We start from the raw sequence: 21,461 nt of genomic DNA on the forward strand, positions 1-21,461 counted from the left end.
TAAAGAGGAGGAGATTATGACTAAATGGATGAAAAGTAAAAAAGGATTCACCATTATTGAGCTTTTATTAGCTTTAGCCATAGCAGCCTCTATCTTAGCTATAGCCTTTTCATTTTTTCTTCCACAGCAAAAGGCATTGAATGATACCACGAAAAAATCAGAGTTGCAAATGGACACGCAGATTATAATGGAATCTATGACTAAAAGTGCAATGGAAGCTTCAAAGATTTCACTAATTACTACAAAGGCGGGAGTTCTCCATACCTCTGATTTAGACTCATTATACGATACACAAGACTTAGAGAAGATAGTATTCTCTGTTTATAATACAGATAATAGTGGTACAAGAAGTTTGGCTTATGAATATACATATAAAATTGTTGGAGGTAAAATTTCTTTTACAGATAGCAGCGGAATTGAAAAAAACTTAGCGGAAAATGTAAAAGCTATTAAAGTTACTCCTTTAGACGAAAAGTCCTTTGGACAGTGTGTAGGAATAAAAATAGAAGTACAATTGGCATCAGCTGGTATTAGTGATTATAATACCCAGAGCAGCGTCTACTTTAGAAATAAGTAAAGTATAGGAGTGGGGGAAAGCGTATGAAAAAGAAATTAAAAAAGATAAGTTCATTTTTAATATTGGCTTTTATACTAGTTCAATTCTGTACGGGCAAGCTAAATATAAAAGCATCGGAACTAGACAGCTTTTTAAAGCTTAATAAAACTATTACTAATTCTAAAGGCGAAACTGGGACAAGCATTAATGCCAAAGTAGGTGAAGCTTTAAAGATAAATTACTCAATTAACTCTGACAATTATACAAGCTCTAGCCAAAATAGCAAGAATAAAAAGATAGTACTTGTTATAGACACCTCGGGAAGTATGAAAACTACAGATATGAGAAATTCAGATACAAACAAAAATAATCAGGTTGGACTTTCTAGGTTGAAGGTTGCTGCAGAAGCTGCACAAAAATTTACAAAAAGCAGTGTTGGAAGTAATGTAGATATAGCAGTTGTGACTTATTCTGATGAGGCTCAACTTGCATTAGGTTTTACTAATAACAAGACTACTATAAACAATAAATTAAATGACATAAAGAATAGTACACCATATGGAGCTACTAATATAGGAGCTGGACTTAGAATGGCTTATTATATGCTTCAGCAGTACAGTGATACGGCTTCAAGTAAGTATATGGTTCTATTGACAGATGGAGAGCCCACCATGTGGACAGAAGATGGGAATGGTAAGTTTTTAACTTCTAATAGTACACCTTATTCCTATAATATTAAAGGTACAGGTTATGATGATGCATCAGGTAATTCATTAAAATATGCAAATACTATAGGTGATATGTTTGCATCGACGAAGATTAATTCTTATATGGTTGGTTTTACTTCAGATATTAATAGGGGAAAGTTAAATACTATAGCTGAGCATGCAAAAGCAGCAGTATATACAGCTAGAAGTCAAAATGACTTAAATGCGCTTTATGATGCTATTACGGATAATATTGTAAATAACTTTTCTATAAATAATGTACAGTTTCAAGAGACATTTTCAAATATGATAGAGATTGTGAGCTTACCAGCTGGATTACAAAAGAGCGCAAACAGTGATGGTACAACTACAGTGTCTGGAGTAATAGGAAATTTAGATTATACTCTTGTTCAGACTTCAACAGTAAATTATTATAAATTGAATACTCCAATTGAATTTTCTATTGATATAAAGCTTAAGGATGGGGCTTCAGGAACTTATTCTTTAAGTGATGTATCTAAAATTAATTATACTGATTTTAAGAATCAAGCTGGAACTAGAGATTTTAATAAGGTTAATATTAATGCTACTCCTACAGTTACTAAAATAAATAAAGCACCTATAGATTTTTCAAGAAGCGTTGAAAAGCAGCAATATACTCTCATCAATGGTACAACTGAAGATATAAAGGTAACAAATACAGTTACACCTAGAAAAATTGATTTTTATAGCGTTGCTCCTGAGGATTATGATAAGGAAAAGTATATAGTAGTGGTTACTGATACCTCTGGAAGTATGAAGGATTCCTTGGATTCAAGTACAAAATTAGATACCTTAAAGAATACTCTTGTTACTAGAGATAATAATAGCGGATTTATAAATAGGTTTACAGGAGTTAACAATGTTAATATAGCTCTAGTAAACTATAATTATAAGGCTGAACTTGGAAATGAAGTAGACCTTTCAACAAGTGATGATATTAAAAATGCCAAAGGTGAAACACAAGATTTTGCTGATATGGGGGATACGGCTCAAGTAACTGCTCTAAAGACTCAAGTATCTGAATTACAGCCTAATGGTGCTACTAATATTGGTGACGGGCTTAGAAGAGCATATTGGTTATTAAGTAAAGTGGATTCTAATGCTAAAAAGTATATAGTGCTTATGACGGATGGAGAACCTACAGCTTTTACTTATATAAATGATACACTTTCTTATAAAACATATTGCAAATATCGTGAATACTACGGATATTACGGATATGACGATTATTACGGGTACAAAAATCTTACTGATAAACCTGCAAATTTGAACGATATAATAAATGCATATGGAAAAAGTGGACAATTTGTAGATGAAATAGATAATCCAGATAGTGTGGAGTATATTGGTTCTACTGATTATAACAAATATAGATTTGATTCTATTAATAGTGTGGAATTAAATTATGATGACGGAACTGCAACCAATTACATGTGGAACGGTGGAACTAATGATATAGGAGGATATGGATTAACTTATAGCAAAAATATGGCAGGTAAGATAGCTGAAAAAAATATTGGAACTTACGTTATAGGCTTTAGTGATGGAATTAGCAAGGACAAGCTTACTCAAATTGCTGATAGTGCAAAAGGAGTTTACAAGGAAGCTAAAACTCCTACTGATTTGCAGCAGGTATATGATGGAATAGCTGGAGAGCTTATAAAGGATGTTTCAGTTAATGATTTAACCTATGAAACTATAATTCCAGCTGGTTTACAAGTTAAGGCTATAAGAAAAGATGGTAAGGACTATACAAACTTTACTACTACCACTGTAAATGGTGTTACAAAACTTACTTTTGATTTAGAATCTATTGCAAAGGTAGCTTACAGGCTCAATGCAGATAGGACTTATTTTGAGGCGGCTCCTATAACCTTTGACCTAGTATTAACTGCTAATACCCTTGGAACTTATACATTAGCAAGCAAAGATAGTAGTAATTATACCAAGATTAAATATAAAGATATAGATGCTAGTATAACTGATTTATATTCATCAAATTCAATAACCTTTACTATAAATGATGGAAATTCAGTGATAGATAAACATGGTTTATATCTTGATAAAACTAACGATGTTTCAGATAGTAATTTCCAATTTAGTAATGAAAAAAATATAAATTCTATGAACAACAATTATTATAAAGCTGGAGTTGTTTTAGATTTAAAGTTGACATCTGCTGTTTTAAATATTGATATAGGCTCAAGAAATCCATCAAAGATAATTAATTCCGATGATATAAAGGTAGTTATCAAAAAAGTAAAAAGTGATGGTACCCTTGAAGATACTGTTACAAATGCAGATATAAAAACCACTTTGAATTCAAATGCAAGTACAAATATCAAAATAACTTTTACAGAAGTAGGTAAGTATTTAATAACCTACACTTTCCAAATGCAAAGTCCAGGAAGTAATAGTGATGATGGTTCTTTTACAGGCTTTACTAATAATGCAACGGTTAATAATAGTAGTAAGAGTTTAAAATTTGATATTAATAATGAAATGCCAGACCTGTTTTAGTAAACAAAAGGGTGGTAATACTTTATAATAAAAGGGCAGCATAAGGCTGTCCTTTTATTAGTAGATTAAAATTATATTTTTGGGAGAGAAAAAAGTTGAGTGTATTATATTCTTTTTATTTTTTATGTTTAGGACTTTTGCTAGGAAGCTTTTATAATGTATGTATCTATAGGATTCCTAGAGAGGAATCTGTAGCATTTCCGCCTTCCCATTGTACCTCGTGCAATACTAGATTGAAACCATTAGATCTTGTGCCGGTTTTAAGCTATGTATTTTTAAAGGGCAGGTGCAGATATTGCAGAGAGAAAATATCCCCTCGTTACGCACTTGTAGAACTCTTTACTGGGATAGCCTTTTTGTGGCTATTCTTAACCTACGGCATTACTGTTGAATGCTTAAAATATATAGTACTGATTAGTTTTCTAATTGTAATAGGTATGATTGATTATGACACTACTGACGTTTATTCAATAACTACTTATAGTGGAATTGCTTTTGGAGTAATTTTCATATTAATAAATTATTTTATGGGATTTGAATTTAAGTCATATATTTATGGCGGAATTCTTGCAGCAGCAACCATTGCATTGATTATTATATTTACAGGGGGAATGGGCTGGGGAGATTTTGAAATAGCACTTATGTGCGGGCTATACTTAGGCTTTGAGAAGTCTATAGTTCTGCTATTTAGCTCATTTATAATTGGTGGAGTAGTAGGTGCTTTTTTAATCTTGACAAAGAAAAAGACTAAAAACGATTACATACCATTTGGCCCGTCAATTGCATCAGCAGCATTATTTACCTTACTCTTTGGTGAAAGAATTATTTCATTTTATATTTAATTATGCCATTGACAAATCATAAATGATAAAATAAAATAGTATAATAAATTAAAATTATATACAGCTCATATATCCCCTGAATATGGCAGGGAGTCTCTACCGGAAGCCGTAAATTTCCGACTATGGGTGTGTTTGCATATATGCATAAGTGCATGCTGCAATCACTCCATGGTTTAGAGTGATTCAGTATGCTTTTTTTGTTCTATATGCATATAAATCACTGTAAACTAAGTAGTCGTGCCATATCTTTTTTACAATTCTTTGGTCAAGCCTTATGACCGCAACAGCTTCCGTAGAGCAATCTATTTGAGTTAATAATTTCTTAAGCTTATTAAATATTTACTATATGGCAATATTAATATAGAAGAAAGGAAGTTGAGAAAATGGCAACAATATTAAAACAGGCTTATACTTTTGATGATGTTTTGCTAGTTCCACAAAAATCTGAGGTTTTACCTAAGGATGTTCAGCTCAATACCAATTTGACTAAAAAAATCAAGCTAAATATACCTCTAATGAGTGCAGGCATGGATACAGTTACTGAATCTAAGATGGCTATTGCTATGGCTAGAGAAGGCGGCATAGGAATAATTCATAAAAATATGAGCATTGAAGCACAGGCTGCTGAGGTAGATAGAGTTAAAAGACAAGAAAATGGAGTAATAACAGATCCTTTTTCACTAGCACCAGATAACACAATTGATGATGCTTTAAGCCTTATGAGTAAATACAGAATATCAGGTGTTCCAGTTACTTTAGAGGGAAAGCTTGTTGGTATAATCACAAATAGAGATATCGTGTTCGAGAAAAACTACAGCAAGAAAATCTATGAAGTTATGACAAAAGAAAACTTGATAACTGCTCCTGAGAATACTACTGTGGAAGAAGCAAAGGAAATATTAAAGAAGCATAAAATTGAGAAACTTCCTTTAGTTGATAGCGAAAATAATCTAAGAGGACTCATTACTATAAAGGATATAGAAAAAGCTATAAGATTTCCAAATGCAGCAAAAGATTCAAGAGGAAGATTATTATGCGGAGCTGCAGTAGGGGTTACTGGGGATATGATGGAAAGAGTTGAAGCTTTATATAAAGCTGGGGTAGATGTAATAACTATCGATACAGCTCACGGGCATTCCAAGGGAGTTCTTGAAGCAGTAGCTAAAATCAAAGCAGAATATCCTGAATTACAAATAATTGCTGGAAACGTGGCAACCGCTGAAGCTACAGAAGATTTAATAAAAGCTGGTGCTGACTGTGTTAAAGTTGGTATTGGACCAGGTTCTATCTGTACAACAAGAGTTGTTGCAGGTGTAGGAGTTCCTCAACTTTCAGCAGTTATGGATTGTGCAGAAGCAGCTGCTAAATACGGAGTTCCTGTAATAGCTGATGGTGGAATAAAATATTCTGGAGACGTAGTAAAGGCTGTTGCAGCAGGTGCAAAGGTAGTTATGATGGGATCAATGTTTGCAGGCTGTGAAGAAGCACCAGGAGAAACAGAAATATACCAAGGAAGAAGCTATAAAGTATATAGAGGAATGGGTTCGTTAGCTGCTATGGCTTGTGGAAGCAAGGACAGATACTTCCAAGAAGGCAATAAGAAGCTTGTCCCAGAGGGCGTTGAAGGAAGAGTGCCATTTAAAGGAGCAGTAGCTGATACTATATTCCAAATAATGGGCGGACTTCGTTCAGGTATGGGCTACGCTGGAGCAAAAACTGTAGAAGAACTATGTGAGAAGGCAGTATTTGTAGTACAGACTGCTTCAGGACTTAGAGAGAGCCATCCTCATGATATAGTGATATCAAAAGAAGCACCAAACTATAGTGTAAATCAATAAATAAGAGAAGGTGATTAGATGAACAAAGAGCTAGTTTTAGTTGTGGATTTTGGAGGACAGTATAATCAATTAATAGCAAGAAGAATAAGAGAATGTGGAGTTTACTGCGAGATAGTTCCTTACTCTTATAGTATTGATAAAATAAAAGAGAAGAACCCTGTTGGAATAGTATTTACAGGTGGACCAAACAGCGTTTATGGAGAAGGAGCACCAAGAATAGATTCAGAGATATTTAACTTAAACGTGCCAGTTCTAGGAATTTGTTATGGACAGCAGCTTATATCTCATACACTAGGTGGAAAAGTTCAAACTGCTGAAGTAAGAGAATATGGAAAGACAGAAGTAAACATAGATAATAGTTCATTATTATTTGAAAATATAGGAATAAAGGAAAACTGCTGGATGAGCCATACTGACTTTGTTGCAGAAGCACCAAAAGGCTTTAAAGTTATTGCTCATACTAGTCAGTGCCCAGTAGCAGCAATTGCTAATGAAGAGAAAAACATATATGGAGTTCAATTTCACCCAGAAGTAGAACATACTCCATTTGGAAAGACCATGCTGAGAAACTTCTTATTTAATGTTTGTAAGGTAAGCGGCAACTGGTCCATGAGTTCCTTTGCAGAGGAAAAAGTAAAAGAAATAAAAAGAATTGTTGGAGATAAAAAGGTTATTTGTGCACTTTCAGGGGGAGTTGATTCCTCTGTAGCAGCAGTTATGGTGCACAAGGCTGTAGGTAAGCAATTAACATGTATATTTGTAGACCACGGTCTTCTTAGAAAAGATGAAGGAGATCAGGTTGAGGAAATATTTAAGAAGCAATTTGACATGAATTTAATAAGAGTTGATGCTGCAGATAGATTCTTAGGAAAGCTTAAAGGAGTGTCAGACCCAGAAAGAAAGAGAAAAATAATAGGTGAAGAATTTATAAGAGTATTTGAAGAGGAATCCGGAAAGCTTGGAAAAGTAGATTTCCTAGTTCAAGGAACAATCTACCCTGATGTAGTAGAAAGTGGAACAAACACTTCTGCTGTTATAAAGAGCCACCATAATGTTGGAGGTCTTCCAGAAGATATAGACTTTTCACTATTAGAACCACTTAGAGAATTGTTTAAAGATGAAGTTAGAGCTGTTGGAGAGGAACTTGGAATTCCACATCATTTAGTTTGGAGACAGCCTTTCCCAGGACCAGGACTTGCAATAAGAGTTCTAGGAGAAGTTACTGAAGAAAAGCTAGAAATAGTTAGAGAAGCTGACTTCATTTTCAGAGATGAAATAGCAAAAGCAGGACTTGAAGGTTCAATTTGGCAGTACTTTGCATGCCTTCCTAATATCCAATCCGTTGGAGTTATGGGAGATGAAAGAACCTACTGCCATACAGTAGCACTAAGAGCTGTAACAAGTTCTGATGGTATGACTTCAGATTGGGCAAAGATACCTTATGAAGTACTTGATTTAGTATCCCGTAGGATAGTCAACGAAGTTAAAGGAGTAAACAGAATTGTTTATGACGTAACTTCTAAGCCACCAGCTACTATTGAGTGGGAATAGAAATTAAAAACGCTTTTAAGCCTTTAAAATCAACATATTTCAATTTAATAATGGAGTAAACCCAAGTTTTATAAGTAAGGATGCATGAGAATGTCTTAAGTCATGTATCCTTATTTCTTTTACACCACTTTTTTTACATACCCTTTGCATTTTCTATGATGATACAAATACGAATGAGGAAGACAAAATACTGGAGCTTATGGAAAAAGCCTATAGAGGATATAATGCAGGATATTCATTATAGATAACTTTATGACAGTTAGGTTTAACGGAAATAGGGAGGGTATATGGAGAGCATAAAACGGCTTTGTAGATAAGTTCAGAAACCTTGTAAAATACAATAATCTTATAGTCAATGTTGTCGTGTATCCGAATAAGCAGGGCGAGGTAGGAGGCACAAATGATGTGAAGAATGTTGAATTACTTAAATATATTGATAAAGCAATATAGTAAGGAATTATTAAATTAGAGGATTAAGAAATTATAAAATAAAGTCAGTGCACTGAAAATTATATCCAGTACACTAACCCTTTATTTAATACTATAAAATATTTGTTTTTTTATAGTGCTTGTACTATTCAACATTATAGTTCATTGATACAATTTAGTTTTTTAGTTTTATCCAACAATTGTGCATAGAGGAACTCTAACTAAAACAAGCTCATCTGTTCTGTTGGTTTCAACATCAAATACCAAAAATACATTTTCGCCAAATACAAATGCACAAATAAGATTTACCTCTCTTCCAGGTACTGAAGTTGGAATTTCATCTGGACCTACTATTTGACAGCGGCCAATTAATCGTATTAATGCTGCCGCTTGAGCAGGTGTTATTCTTATTGCAAACACTTGTTCGGTTTCTTGGCCCATTACAGTTATTTCTATTTCAACAAGTAATACAAAAACGTTAGGAGCTAATTCGGCAACACATGTTGCACCAATTGTGACAGGTCTGTTTTGACACATTGTTTCATTTTTAATAGATTGATTTTGAGATTCTTGTGTTGACATAGTCATTATATTAATCACCTACTTTTATATTATTGATAGTGGACATGCCCTTATCTGTAATATAATATATTCCATATATAGAAAAAGGTTACTAAAGATGCAATAAGAGATTTTGATAAGGAAAAGAAGCAAAAGTAAAACATTGATTATGATAGCTCATATAGACATGGCAATGTAAGCATTAAGACAGAAGCAAATAAAATTATGTATAGTAGAAAAGTATGATACTCTTAAGAAGTTCTATATTGATGAGATACCGTATGATGAAATAGTAGACGAGCGTAGTATTTTACTATTTTGCATTGAAGGATTAAAACTTGATGTGGGGCAAAACCTTCTCTCACAAATAATAACATAATAATGGTATCAAAGCAGCTCATGAGCGTGAATTCAAAATCAATATCAAAGTAAGTGGAAAACAAACATGTCCAGCCAATACTGCTTGTACAATATTAGCTGAACTAAAATAATTTATTGTCCTATTGGGTTATCAATAAGAGTTGCAAATACAAATTTGTGAACATGTCCATCCCTTTCTGTAGTTACTCCATATACAAAGTGAATATGCTTGTTCCTTCCTACTTTAATAGCTGGTCCTGTTGTAACAATTACTTCATGAAAGTGATCTTCGAAGAAATCAGTATTTGTATTTATTTTGTGAACATGGCATTCTTCTTCTCCTATTGCCTCACCAGAAACACCAGCAAATCTATGGTTGTGAGGATCCTCTTCAAGTTCAGCTAGTCTAGTGCTTCCTAAAAATTCGTGAACATGTCTTTGTTCTTCAGAGCAATCTTCATCAGAGGAATTATGGTTATGCTGCTTATGATTATCTGAGCAACTGCAATCTGTTTCGTGATGTTTATGGTGTCCATTGTAACTCATAAGAAAACCTCCTTCTTTATTAGGTCAGTATATACTATGCAATACTAATGAAAACGCTACATAATTAAGAAGATTTATTAAAGAATGAATAGTATTTATCACTTGTTTGTAACTCGGATTGATTCGTAAGAAATATCAAATAGCTCCGGAGTATTCCAGAGCTATTCTTGTAGCAATGCTCCACCGCAATGGGATTTTAAAGTGGTTATAATTAATTATAGTTACCTAATTTCTTTTGAAATAACACTTTTATATTATAAACTAATAGAACGACAAGAGGTATGACAATCTGCACTGGTATATGGATGTATTTTACTGTGAAATCTAATCCTAGTTTAATATGCTCAGGATAGTTTCGTGCTATCAAAGCTGAGGCTATGCCAATTACAACGCAGAAAGGGACTACAAGTGTCTTTGTATCCTTCAATTTAAAAATTTGAGCTGTTCCTAGCACAGATACGTAAGTAAGTACGCTGATTTTAAAGAAGGCAGCATAAATCATAAGTATCACTAGTAATATGTCAAACCTATTTATAAAACCTCCAAATCTAATTAGACGCATTGCCACTATATGAGGAAATATACTTAACGCTGCATATTGTGCTCCTAACGACACAATGAACATTACGTTTACTAGACTCAAGATTATTCCTTCTACTATAATGGATAAGTAGGCTGCACTTTTTACTTTTTCGGGTTGATTTACGTAAGGATATAACATAGTAAATGTGATTGTTTCACCATAAGGAAACGTTATTAATGGCCACCCTTTTTTTATTATATCTATTAGCCCATCTTCAGCTATAGGTAAAAGATTTTTAAAATCAATAGCGTGAGGAGTAATCATTAGAAAAGTGCTTTCTATAACAAGAGACAAAGCAAAAACAATTATTATCACACCTGCCATTCTTGCCACATTTTCAAAACCTTTATAAATACCATATGTAACTATAGACATAATACATATGTAAATTACGTAGGGTGGCATATATGCAATGACATCAGTAAGTAAGAGTTCAACAAAATCTCTTAAATCTCTTGCAGCTATATAGGCAAAGTATAATATGTAAACTACACTAAGTATAGTCCCTATGAATTTTCCTAGAATTTTAGGCATATAGCTTACTATAGTATCTTTAGGATATTTTTTAAAAAGGTATAAGTATATACACTGTAAAGCAATACTGGGCAAAATATAAACTAATATGCCAATCCAAACATTCTGCTTAAGTTCAGGTGTAAGGAAATACAAGGAAGCAGTAGCATAAGGAAGCATTACCATAAGGCTAAATAATTGATATACTGATATTTTAATCTTCACGTTTTCCTCCTGCTATTTAACTGTTCTATTTAGACTTCCTGGCCTTTTTATGCTGGAATGTACAGTCACATTCACTTTACAGTCAGGGAACTCTTCATCCCACTTATCCTTAATTTTTTTCCATTCTTTTGGGTACCTTCTATAAATCACTTGCCCAAAGCCAAAAATATCTTCCCTAAGATTTTTCTGTGCAGCATTCACTGCTTGTTCTACTTCATATTTTATTACCTTATTTTGAGCTTCATTAAGTTCGTCAATTATATTTGGATTTTTCATTATGTCTAAATCTGCTGTCATCTCTCTTATATTAGATCTGTTTTTTATATCTATTTGTATTACTATATCGTCTTTTCTTAATAGGGGCGTTATCTTCGCAGAGGAATCTAAAACAATGGTGGTTATGTTCCCATATTTAATATCACCTAAAACAACAGCACCATTTCGTATTCTCCCTACTACCCATTCAAGTCCCCTTGTTTCCTTTTCATTCATATATCCTGCTAATTTATCCTTATTAAATACAGCTGTACCTTCAATTTTGAAAGAATTTTCATTGAGTAAATCATTGGTGTTTCTACTTATAACTGCTACAACTGGTGCACTACTTTTACTTAAAAGAGCTTTAGTAATATCTAAATTGGTGCTATAGGGAGCATATCCTATTTTATCCTGCTGAGTTAATATATCTTCTATAGCACTAGGTGGCAAAGGGTTCTCAGTGGTTTCTATTTTCATTATTTCTAGAGCTGTTCCTTTTGCTATTATTACGGGAACATTTGGCCTCATTTGATACAATCTTTGAGAAAAGTCTAAAATATTATATATGCTTTTTCCAGCAGTCTCTTCCCCGATAATAATTACTTTATTATGCGAAAATCTTATCTCTTTACCAAGTTGCTTATTTAATTTGTTTACTGCTTGAAGTATTGTATCACCAGTTTCAACATATACCGCTGATGATGTACTATCTTTACTTCCTTTTTGCATTGCTGATCCTGAAGACTTTTGTGAGGAACCTTCGGATAGTGTTCTTATACTTACTATGTACTTTCCGTCCGGTGCAGAGTCTATCCCTATTGCCATTACTTTAGCTAGGTTCACCATTTCAACCTTTTGCTCACAACCTATAGTAAGTGAAGCAAGTACAATAATCCAAATTATACCTAATAGTCTTTTTTTCATGATTTTCACATCCATGTAAGAATCTATATTACTAATTTTTGTTAGTTTTATGCTTTCGAATTGAGTGTGCCCATGTCATTATTTTAGGTCTATTTTTCATATCTGGCATTGGTGACCTTATTACAGCATCGTCTAACTCATCTTTTACCATTGGCATTATTGGAGCCATATATGGTACACCAAAAGAGCGTTTTGATGTAAAGTTTATTAAAAGTGCTATCATTCCACAGTTCAATCCTAGTAAACCTAGCGTACCACCTAAAAGGACAAATATATAACGCGGTACTAAAATAGACATATACATTTCAGGGTATCCTAGTGTAAAAGATGATATACCAGTAAATGCTACTACAATCACAATTAACTCGCTTACTAATCCTGCGCTAACAGCAGCCTCACCGAGAACTAGAGCACCCACTATGCTAATTGCCTGCCCTAAAGCCCTTGGCATTCTGAGCCCGGCTTCTCTTAGAGCATCAAAGGCGAAAACCATTACTAGTGTCTCAAGTAATGTTGGAAAAGGAACATTACTGCGGCCTTTGATTACTGTTATCAGCAGAGCTGTTGGAAGCAGCTCTTGATGAAAGGTTATAATTGCAACATAAAATCCAGGAAGTAAAATAGATACAAGAAAAAGAAAGTATCTAATCCATCTGTTAAATGTTGTTGGAATGTATCTTATATAGTAATCTTCGCCTACTTGTAAAAATTCCATGAAAACCGCTGGAACTGTTATAGCAGATGGTGAACCATCTGTAATAATTGCAACTCTTCCTTCTAACAATTTGCTTATAACCGTATCTGGCTTTTCTGTTATAAATGCTGTTGGAAACATACTTTTACGAGCATCACCAATAAACTCCTGAAGGTCATTACTATCATAAATAGCATCTGTTCTTATTTTTTTTATTCTAGTTCGAACTTCATTTACTATCTTGTCATTAGCTATATTTTCTAAATAAATAATTATGATGTCAGTTTGAGTATTAGTTCCTACCTTGATTCGCTCTGTTTTTAAGTATTTATTTTTCATCCGTTTCCTTATCAATGCTAAGTTAATAGCTATTGATTCATTTAATGATTCTTTTGGACCTCGCAAACTTAACTCTGTATCTGATTTTTCTACAGACCTGTTTGGTGGGTTTTTGAGAGTAACTGTTATACTTCTGCTTATTCCGTTAACAAATAATATTAAATTACCTTGTAATATGGAATCAATAACTTTATCCATATCATTATAAGTGTCTTCTTTCCCTACTCCCAATAATCCCTCGTAGTAATTAATGTTATTGAAATCAGCATTTTCCGCAAATTGATATTTGATAAGTCTCTCTATTACACATTCTTCTACCAGTTCTATTGGAGTTAAATTTGCAATATAAATTATAAATGCAGGATACTGTGGGTTACTAGCAATGTTTATTTCTCTTATAATTACATCTACACAATTATTAAAGATTTTGTTCAAAAAGCTCTTGTTTGCGTTTAATTCTTTTGATACATATACAGTTTGTTTTTGTATTGCCTTAGTACTTCTCTTATAATTATTAGAATTATTCATTTCAGAATTTTTGTCACTAATAATTTTAGCCACCTCACTTAAATCCCCGCTATTAGTATCTTTTGTATAGTATTTTCTTATCATATTAATATATACAAAAGTTTTATATCTATAAAAAGTTATTAACAATACAAATAAGTGCTATCAGCCTAATCTTTAAGCTGATAGCACTTTTAATCAAGTTTAAAAGGTGTTTTTATTTTCTAACTTTAGTATTATACAGATTTCATTGAGTTCATCATGGAACCTGTTCTGAATATTTCTCCAGTGCATGCATAAAATTATCTTTCATAATAATTTCTAGTTGCCAAACGATGGTTTCTGGAGTCTCTTTCATCCCAGTGCGCACCCAATCCAAGCTTATGGCAATGAAAGCAAGGGTGTAAAAACGTGCTATAAATTCCTTGTTGTTTTTTTGAACATTCAGGTATGCTGCCAATTTGTTTACAACCTCTACCAGCATAGGATAAAGCCAATTATACGTAAAGGTTTCTAGGTATTCACGGCTGATAGAACGGTAGGTGTTAACAACCAGCGGTTTATTGTTCAGCATCCAATTCAGAATCAACTGAAAACCCTGTTGCCAGGTATCAATATCGCGGTTGTTTTCTAAGAGTGAAGCGGCTTCATTAAGATAGATCCATTCAAGAAGGCTGTAAATATCATTGAAATGATAATAGAACGCCTGACGCGATGTACCGCAGTCCTGAACTATATGTGTAACTGTAATGTTTTCCAATGTCTTTGTCTCTAGCATTTTTTTCAAGGAATCCGCAAAGGCATACTTGGCTGTTTTCAGCATCCGGCTCATCTCCGTCCTTTTTATTACCATATTATACCACTGTTTTGCTTTTGATAAAAGGCTAAAATTTATCATTTGTTTATCAGCTTTACATAGTGCCAAAGGTGTAAAGATTTTTTACAGCTGTGACATTCTGTAAATTTTACTGCCGCATCCCCATAGTTATAATGATGATATATCAAATAATTTGTGACAATAAAAGCATGAAAAAAGAAGGGGATGTGTATATGAATATTTACAAGACCATGTATCATGCCAAAAAACCACAGGGAATCGAAAATCAAAGGGCATATATCGTTGGAGGAGGTATTGCTGGACTCGCAACTGCTGCGTTCCTCGTTGATGATGCTGGTATGCCTGGGGAAAACATCACTATTTTGGAACGCCACAGCGACGTGGGTGGATGCTGCGACGGTATCCGCGGTGAATTCGGTTACCTTTGCCGTGCTGAACGTGAGCTGGAACAGTATATGGAGTGTATTTGGTACCTCTACAGTAAAATTCCTTCTCTAGAAAACCAGGGACGCACCGTTCTTGACGACATCGTGGATTTCAATCGCGACGAGCCCATCCATTCAGAAGCCCGTGTACTAACGAAAAATGGAGAAATTTACGACAAGGTACATGATTACAAGTTGGAACCACAGGACATGAAAACTATGATGCGTTTTATGGAACTGCCAGAATCAGAACTTGAGGATAAGGCTATTGAGGACTTCTTTGGTGAATCCTTTTTCCACAGCAGCCTGTGGTTATGTTTTCACAGCTGCCTAGCCTTTAAAACCTATCATAGTGCTTTGGAATGTCGACGATATTTCCAGCGCTTTGCAATGGTGACCCGTAATGAATATTTGGAGGGGATTATTCACACAAAATACAACGAATATGATGCCATGATTAAGCCTCTTATGACCTGGTTAAGCCAGAAGGGTGTGAAGACTGCCTATGGCTGTGCAGTATACGATCTTGATATGGATGCAGCCTGCAACACGGTGAAAGCCATTCTTCTCAGACAAAATGGAAATAAACAGGTCATAGAGGTTAGTGAGCGGGATCTAGTTTTTGTTACTAATGGTTCGCTAACAACAAACTGTGCTTTTGGGGATAATCACACTGTGGCCACAACCAATCGTGATACAGAAGATCTCAGCCTATTCACGCTATGGCAGAATCTTGCTAAAAAAGATAGAAAATTTGGTAATCCAGATAAGTTCCTTGGAAAAATTGATAAGACAAAGTGGATATCATTCTTCCCTACCATCAAGGGTTATCCACAGTTTGTAGAGAGACTTGAGAGGATTACAGGCAGTAAAGCAGGCACCGGCGGTGCCATTACCCTCAGGGATTCAAGCTGGGATATTTCCTTTGTACTCCATCACAAGCCATTCTTCCCTGATCAGGCGGAGGATGAAGATGTGCTTTGGGCAGATGGTCTCTATGGTGAGCACATTGGTGACTATATTAAAAAACCTATGGCTGAGTGCACAGGTGATGAGATTATGACCGAGTTCCTGTATCAGCTCAATATGCTGGATATGAAAGACGAACTTCTCAAGCATACTTATGTATCCACCTGCATGATGCCCTATGTAACCTCACAGTTTATGCCGCGCAAAGTCTCTGACCGCCCGAAATGCGTGCCGGACGGCTGCACAAATCTAGGTTTTCTAGGACAGTTTGTTGAGGTCAAGGACGACGTTGTGTTTACAGTTGAAATGTCGGTACGTACAGGTATGGAAGCAGTATACACACTGACTGGTCTTGAGAAGGATGTGCTAGAAGTATATCCTTCACGTTATGACATCCGTTATATGGTAGAACGTATCAAACGATTTAAAGGCATTGAGGGGCCAATTACTGTGAATGATCTTCCAGCTATAAACCCACTAAAGATCAATGAAATGAAGAAAGCTCTAGTGTCAATGGTTAACTCCATCCCTCCGTATTATTCAATGTATCTGGGACGTGACAAAACAGTACCGCTGAAGAAGTATGTTTTGCATCCAGAAGCACCAAAAACAGACAAATGGTAAAAGCTTAAGGCGGAACCCGACAGGGTTCCGTTTACTTATCTTTCTTTTTTGACATTTTATATTTTTGATAAAGGATATCTTTTAAAACCAAAACAGTATCCTGATCATTGAAATCAAATTCCTTTTTAAACTCATCATATAAATTTGATATTTTTTCTGAGTAGTTATTTATTCCTTGAATACTTTGATATGAAGCTAAGATAGGATATTTTTTACTCCATGCACTGGTCCAGTCGATTTCATCAACTATCATTTCAATACTAGTAACATCACCACTAATATCACTTCCACTTATAAGGTAATCATAGCTAACATTGTATAGCTGACTTAATAATTTTGCTTTTATCAGTTCAGGAACAGTTTGATTTGTTTCCCATTTACTTATTGTTTGTCTTGATACACCTAATTTTTCTGCAACTTCTTCTTGGGATAAACCAGACTTTTTGCGTAAGGATATTAATTTATCACCTAATGCCATAATAGTCACCAGCCTTTATATTATTCAAGTTAACTTGTAAATATAGTATACTAAATATATATATTGGATACTATCAAGCAAAAGTGGAAGAATGTCAACTAAAGTTAACATTCTAATATTATTTCATATATAAAATGCTAAAGACTGTGAATTTAACAAATAGTTTAACTTTAGTTTTAAAATGTTTAATAATTAGTTTGTATAATTTTATTGTGGGATTGTTTTGTATTGGAGACATGCTTGTATTATTTCAAAGGTTTAAAATATATGAAGTAGAGTTATCTTTTATTAGGTATAAGTTAAAGGAGAAAAAACAAATGGAAGTAAATACTACAATGGATGTAGAACAGTTAAAAGGTTTAAGGACAGAATTGACTAGATTTATGATGAACTATAAGTTTGGATTAGATGAAGTCAGTACAAAGGTTAACATTTTAAAACAGGAATTTGAACGTATACATGAATATAACCCAATTGAGCACGTTGAATCTAGGATAAAGTCACCACAAAGTATTATGAATAAGATTTATAGAAAGGGATATGAATTTTCATTACCTTCAATAAAAGAAAATATTCAGGACATAACTGGTATTCGTATAGTATGCTCATTTATTTCAGATATTTATAAATTAAGTGACATGCTGACAAACCAGGATGACATTACCGTAATTAAATACAAGGACTACATAAAAAATCCTAAGTCTAATGGATATAAAAGCTTACACTTAGTATTACAGGTTCCTGTTTTTATGTCAGATAGGGTTGAGAATGTGTGTGTGGAAGTCCAAATTCGTACCATTGCAATGGATTTTTGGGCAAGCCTAGAACATAAGATTTTCTATAAATATGATAAAAAAGTTCCACAAAGACTGCTAGATGAACTTAAAAATGCTGCAGAATCAGCTGCAGAACTAGACAGTAAAATGGAGAATATAAGTATTCAGATGAACAAGTTTAAAAAAGCAGCTATTTCTACCGACGAGATAAAAAAAATATCTATTAATAATGAAGAGTTTTATTTTCCTGAAGAATTTTGGCAGATATAAATAAAGATATAAAAACAAAGAACTCAGGCAGCTAAATAGATAGCATTGCCTGAGTTTATTTTAGTAGGAGTTTTCACATTTATATTTCAAAAGGTCATGGGGTAAAAGAGAGGTATAACACTATAAGTATGTCTATTTGGCAAATTGTTTCATATAGGCTACAATTAAGTCGTCTAAATATTGACTCACTGCTAGTCTTTCTTCACTATTTTTGATTTCTTCTGTGGTAATACAGAGTTCATCCAGAATTTCTCGTATTTCGTTTATAGATTTTTTTAGACTTTCTATATCAAGTGAATCTATGTATATATTACCCATAATTCCCCTCCTCAATTTCTCATGAAACAAAAATAATTATTATTTACTCAGTTATCATTGTTATTTATAATGTACTAAGTATCGCTAATATATTAGTGTATATAAAGCAAAACTACTATTACCCAATTGTTTTATTTCTTCCTAATAACTTTGCTCTAAGTAAGTTTTTACTAACATTATTTATGAATTCCTTTGCATCCATCTTGCTGTTATCAATACTATACACTCCAAAGCTGGCAGTAACTTTAATATCTGTATCATGGCATTTAAAACTTTCGTTTTCTAGGGAAATCCTTAAATTCTCAGCTAAGTTATAGGCTTTATCTAAGTCGGTGTTATTCAGTACTATTAAGAACTCTTCGCCGCCATATCTTGCAGCCCAATGATTATTATTTAAATGTTTTGTAGCAAGAGTTGAAAAGTCCTTTAAAATGCTATCTCCAATTGGATATCCATGATCTGTATTTATTTTTTCTAAATGATCAATATCGGCCATAATAATGGAAAGTGGCTTTCCGCTGGAAAATGCGTTGTTTATATCTACAGGAAGGCGTTCATTAATGTAGGATTTATTATAAATGCCAGTGAACTCATCTATTACTATTTTTTCATTTAATTTATTTATTAATGAATCTATTTGTTTTCTATAACTTTCTCTTATAGTAGTTGAAGAAGATTTTGTAATATCTTTTATCAATTCTAAAACTAATTTTTTAGAGTTGTAATTAATTGGAAGTGCAATAACAGAATAGATAGTATTAGAATCAACTGCTTCTTCTATTTTTATAAAGGAAGTATTCTCTATGTATGACCGCATAGCAATACAATTATTGCAAAAGGTCTTTCGGTTTAGAATACTGTAACATGGTTTGTCCATTGTTGCGCCATGGTCAACAACAATACACTTATTAATTGGATCTACAATTCTTAAGATATCATATATACCTTTCAAGCTAGATAGGCTAGCAGTGAGTTCATGTAAGTTATCCAATGATTCCACTCTCCTTTTTATTTTTAATGCCTTTCAAGAAAATAAAGTGTATTTATATGCAACATAATTTGGAAACAATGTATTTATATGCAATATGGTATATTATTATTATATAATATATTACCAAATATTACAAGGAATTTATAAAATATTCACAATATTCGTTAAATTATAATAATGCATTTTCAAAGGGTGGATTTTATAGTTTAATGTATTAGATAAATAAAAATGCTAAACAATATAAATGGTGAGAATAATATGAAACTTATGATGATTTAGTTTTTGTAATAAGTTACAAAAGGATTTTCAAAACTTGATTTATTCTATTAAATAGTCTAAAATTGCAGGTAGTGGAAAAATTTATTTCATTTTTAATAGTTTATTAAAATATTTTATAGATTTTAAAATATTAGGAGGTAAATAAGGATGGCTAAGGCTCTAAGTTTAGACTTATCAAAAACTACACCGTTTTTAAAAGAACATGAAATTAAATATTTTCAACCAATGATTTCAGAGGCTCACAAAATGCTTCATGAAAAAACTGGTGCAGGAAGCGATTTTTTAGGATGGGTGGATCTTCCTGTAGCATATGATAAAGATGAATTTGCAAGAATAAAAAAAGCTGCTGAAAAAATTCAAGGGGATTCAGAGGCACTTATAGTAATAGGAATAGGCGGCTCATACCTTGGTGCAAGAGCAGCAATTGAAATGCTTTCTCACAGCTTTTACAACACATTGCCTAAAGGTAAGAGAAAGACTCCAGCAATATTCTATGTTGGAAACAATATAAGCTCTACTTATATGACAGATTTATTAGAAGCAATAGAAGGAATGGATATATCAGTTAATGTTATATCAAAATCAGGAACCACTACAGAGCCTGCTATAGCTTTTAGAATATTTAAAGATTATATGGAAAAGAAGTATGGAAAAGAGGGCGCTAAAAGCAGAATTTATGCTACTACAGATAAAGCAAGAGGAGCATTAAAATCTTTAGCTGATTCAGAAGGCTATGAAACCTTCGTCATTCCAGATGATGTTGGAGGTAGATATTCCGTTCTAACAGCAGTAGGACTTCTTCCTATAGCAGCAGCAGGAATAAATATAGATGAGATGATGCAGGGAGCTGCAGACGCAAGAGAGGCATATAGTGCTGAGGATATGAGCAAAAATGATGCTTACAAATATGCAGCTGCTAGAAATGCTCTTCTTAGAAAAGGAAAGGTTACAGAAATACTAGTTAATTACGAACCTGCTATTCATTATTTTGGTGAGTGGTGGAAACAACTTTATGGAGAAAGCGAAGGAAAAGATCATAAGGGTATTTTCCCAGCGGCAGTAGATTTTTCTACAGACCTTCATTCAATGGGACAATACATTCAAGAAGGTTTAAGAAATATATTTGAAACAGTTATAAATGTTGAAACTCCAAGAAAGAGCATAACAATTGAAAAAAGCGCTGAAAATATAGATGGGTTAAACTTTCTTGCAGGTCAGACCATGGATTTTGTAAATAAAAAGGCCTTTCAAGGTACTGTTCTAGCTCATAATGATGGAGAAGTTCCAAATATAATAATTAATGTTCCAGAACTAACTCCATATAACTTTGGATATGCAGTTTATTTCTTTGAAAAAGCGTGTGGAATCAGTGGATATTTAAATGGAGTAAATCCTTTCGACCAACCAGGGGTTGAAGCATATAAAAAGAATATGTTTGCACTTTTGGGAAAGCCTGGCTTTGAAGAAATGAAGGCTGAACTAGAAAAGAGACTATAAT

The 21,461-nt window shown here is 33.5% G+C and carries 17 protein-coding genes, 1 pseudogene and 1 riboswitch; of the genes and pseudogenes, 8 read left to right on the top strand and 10 right to left on the bottom strand.

Annotated elements, in window-relative coordinates:
- Positions 1–16: 16 nt before the first annotated feature.
- From bsdE14_RS14520 to guaA, 5 genes are all read left to right on the top strand, one after another.
- Complete coding sequence (locus bsdE14_RS14520) at positions 17–577, top strand: prepilin-type N-terminal cleavage/methylation domain-containing protein (RefSeq protein WP_264850693.1); 561 nt, start codon at positions 17–19, stop codon at positions 575–577.
- 23 nt (positions 578–600) lie between these two features.
- Positions 601–3,825 (top strand): vWA domain-containing protein, encoded by a 3,225-nt coding sequence (locus bsdE14_RS14525; protein WP_264850695.1) that lies wholly within the window; start codon positions 601–603, stop codon positions 3,823–3,825.
- 95 nt (positions 3,826–3,920) lie between these two features.
- Positions 3,921–4,667, top strand: coding sequence for a prepilin peptidase (locus bsdE14_RS14530; RefSeq protein WP_264850696.1), 747 nt, complete (start codon positions 3,921–3,923; stop codon positions 4,665–4,667).
- Between the two features lie 45 nt (positions 4,668–4,712).
- Positions 4,713–4,810: riboswitch (purine riboswitch) on the top strand.
- A 240-nt stretch (positions 4,811–5,050) separates the two neighbouring features.
- On the top strand, positions 5,051–6,505 hold the full coding sequence (gene guaB / locus bsdE14_RS14535) for an IMP dehydrogenase (protein ID WP_264850697.1): 1,455 nt from the start codon (positions 5,051–5,053) through the stop codon (positions 6,503–6,505).
- Positions 6,506–6,523: 18 nt separating this feature from the next.
- The gene (gene guaA / locus bsdE14_RS14540) at positions 6,524–8,056 is read left to right on the top strand and encodes a glutamine-hydrolyzing GMP synthase (protein WP_264850698.1); all 1,533 of its coding nucleotides are present in this window, start codon (positions 6,524–6,526) and stop codon (positions 8,054–8,056) included.
- Positions 8,057–8,101: 45 nt separating this feature from the next.
- On the opposite strand, the pseudogene bsdE14_RS14545 reads toward guaA, so the two are convergent.
- The 7 genes and pseudogenes from bsdE14_RS14545 to bsdE14_RS14575 all read right to left on the bottom strand — a co-directional run.
- A pseudogene (locus tag bsdE14_RS14545) lies at positions 8,102–8,209 on the bottom strand (site-specific integrase); the annotation flags it as partial.
- Between the two features lie 465 nt (positions 8,210–8,674).
- Positions 8,675–9,067: a spore coat protein gene (locus bsdE14_RS14550; protein ID WP_309298138.1), complete on the bottom strand. Its 393-nt coding sequence runs from the start codon at positions 9,065–9,067 to the stop codon at positions 8,675–8,677.
- Between the two features lie 471 nt (positions 9,068–9,538).
- Entirely contained in the window at positions 9,539–9,952 is a 414-nt protein-coding gene (locus bsdE14_RS14555; protein WP_264850700.1) for a YmaF family protein, read from the bottom strand.
- A gap of 211 nt (positions 9,953–10,163) precedes the next feature.
- Positions 10,164–11,273, bottom strand: coding sequence for a GerAB/ArcD/ProY family transporter (locus tag bsdE14_RS14560; protein ID WP_264850701.1), 1,110 nt, complete (start codon positions 11,271–11,273; stop codon positions 10,164–10,166).
- Positions 11,274–11,285: 12 nt separating this feature from the next.
- A complete protein-coding gene (locus tag bsdE14_RS14565) occupies positions 11,286–12,455 on the bottom strand; it encodes a Ger(x)C family spore germination protein (RefSeq protein ID WP_264850702.1) in 1,170 nt (389 codons plus the stop codon).
- Between the two features lie 31 nt (positions 12,456–12,486).
- Positions 12,487–14,100, bottom strand: a complete 1,614-nt coding sequence (locus tag bsdE14_RS14570) for a spore germination protein (protein WP_264850704.1) — start codon at positions 14,098–14,100, stop codon at positions 12,487–12,489.
- A 154-nt stretch (positions 14,101–14,254) separates the two neighbouring features.
- Positions 14,255–14,818, bottom strand: coding sequence for a TetR/AcrR family transcriptional regulator (locus tag bsdE14_RS14575; RefSeq protein WP_264850705.1), 564 nt, complete (start codon positions 14,816–14,818; stop codon positions 14,255–14,257).
- A 203-nt stretch (positions 14,819–15,021) separates the two neighbouring features.
- On the opposite strand from bsdE14_RS14575, the gene bsdE14_RS14580 reads away from it, so the two are divergent.
- A complete protein-coding gene (locus bsdE14_RS14580) occupies positions 15,022–16,851 on the top strand; it encodes an oleate hydratase (RefSeq protein WP_264850706.1) in 1,830 nt (609 codons plus the stop codon).
- Between the two features lie 31 nt (positions 16,852–16,882).
- Here bsdE14_RS14580 and bsdE14_RS14585 read toward each other — a convergent pair whose 3' ends face one another.
- Entirely contained in the window at positions 16,883–17,329 is a 447-nt protein-coding gene (locus tag bsdE14_RS14585; RefSeq protein ID WP_264850707.1) for a helix-turn-helix domain-containing protein, read from the bottom strand.
- A 317-nt stretch (positions 17,330–17,646) separates the two neighbouring features.
- On the opposite strand from bsdE14_RS14585, the gene bsdE14_RS14590 reads away from it, so the two are divergent.
- Positions 17,647–18,375, top strand: a complete 729-nt coding sequence (locus tag bsdE14_RS14590; RefSeq protein WP_264850708.1) for a GTP pyrophosphokinase — start codon at positions 17,647–17,649, stop codon at positions 18,373–18,375.
- 132 nt (positions 18,376–18,507) lie between these two features.
- On the opposite strand, the gene bsdE14_RS14595 is transcribed toward bsdE14_RS14590, so the two are convergent.
- On the bottom strand, positions 18,508–18,693 hold the full coding sequence (locus bsdE14_RS14595) for a Spo0E family sporulation regulatory protein-aspartic acid phosphatase (RefSeq protein WP_264850709.1): 186 nt from the start codon (positions 18,691–18,693) through the stop codon (positions 18,508–18,510).
- A gap of 118 nt (positions 18,694–18,811) precedes the next feature.
- Positions 18,812–19,684 carry a GGDEF domain-containing protein gene (locus tag bsdE14_RS14600; RefSeq protein WP_264850710.1) on the bottom strand — a complete coding sequence of 291 codons (873 nt, stop codon included), beginning with the start codon at positions 19,682–19,684 and terminating at the stop codon, positions 18,812–18,814.
- A 426-nt stretch (positions 19,685–20,110) separates the two neighbouring features.
- On the opposite strand from bsdE14_RS14600, the gene bsdE14_RS14605 reads away from it, so the two are divergent.
- The gene (locus bsdE14_RS14605) at positions 20,111–21,460 is read left to right on the top strand and encodes a glucose-6-phosphate isomerase (RefSeq protein ID WP_264850712.1); all 1,350 of its coding nucleotides are present in this window, start codon (positions 20,111–20,113) and stop codon (positions 21,458–21,460) included.
- Position 21,461 lies beyond the last annotated feature (1 nt).

The sequence above is a fragment of the Clostridium omnivorum genome (assembly GCF_026012015.1).
GTDB lineage: Bacteria > Bacillota > Clostridia > Clostridiales > Clostridiaceae > Clostridium_AX > Clostridium_AX omnivorum.

What these genes read in the sequence shown, in the direction of transcription:
- guaA (WP_264850698.1), top strand. Translation starts at nt 6,524, where the DNA reads ATGAACAAAGAGCTAGTTTTAGTTGTGGATTTTGGAGGACAGTATAAT.
- bsdE14_RS14555 (WP_264850700.1), bottom strand. Translation starts at nt 9,952, where the DNA reads ATGAGTTACAATGGACACCATAAACATCACGAAACAGATTGCAGTTGC.
- bsdE14_RS14525 (WP_264850695.1), top strand. Translation starts at nt 601, where the DNA reads ATGAAAAAGAAATTAAAAAAGATAAGTTCATTTTTAATATTGGCTTTT.
- guaB (WP_264850697.1), top strand. Translation starts at nt 5,051, where the DNA reads ATGGCAACAATATTAAAACAGGCTTATACTTTTGATGATGTTTTGCTA.
- bsdE14_RS14520 (WP_264850693.1), top strand. Translation starts at nt 17, where the DNA reads ATGACTAAATGGATGAAAAGTAAAAAAGGATTCACCATTATTGAGCTT.
- bsdE14_RS14580 (WP_264850706.1), top strand. Translation starts at nt 15,022, where the DNA reads ATGAAAAAAGAAGGGGATGTGTATATGAATATTTACAAGACCATGTAT.
- bsdE14_RS14595 (WP_264850709.1), bottom strand. Translation starts at nt 18,693, where the DNA reads ATGGGTAATATATACATAGATTCACTTGATATAGAAAGTCTAAAAAAA.
- bsdE14_RS14575 (WP_264850705.1), bottom strand. Translation starts at nt 14,818, where the DNA reads ATGCTGAAAACAGCCAAGTATGCCTTTGCGGATTCCTTGAAAAAAATG.
- bsdE14_RS14565 (WP_264850702.1), bottom strand. Translation starts at nt 12,455, where the DNA reads ATGAAAAAAAGACTATTAGGTATAATTTGGATTATTGTACTTGCTTCA.
- bsdE14_RS14605 (WP_264850712.1), top strand. Translation starts at nt 20,111, where the DNA reads ATGGCTAAGGCTCTAAGTTTAGACTTATCAAAAACTACACCGTTTTTA.
- bsdE14_RS14590 (WP_264850708.1), top strand. Translation starts at nt 17,647, where the DNA reads ATGGAAGTAAATACTACAATGGATGTAGAACAGTTAAAAGGTTTAAGG.
- bsdE14_RS14585 (WP_264850707.1), bottom strand. Translation starts at nt 17,329, where the DNA reads ATGGCATTAGGTGATAAATTAATATCCTTACGCAAAAAGTCTGGTTTA.
- bsdE14_RS14550 (WP_309298138.1), bottom strand. Translation starts at nt 9,067, where the DNA reads ATGTCAACACAAGAATCTCAAAATCAATCTATTAAAAATGAAACAATG.
- bsdE14_RS14570 (WP_264850704.1), bottom strand. Translation starts at nt 14,100, where the DNA reads ATGATAAGAAAATACTATACAAAAGATACTAATAGCGGGGATTTAAGT.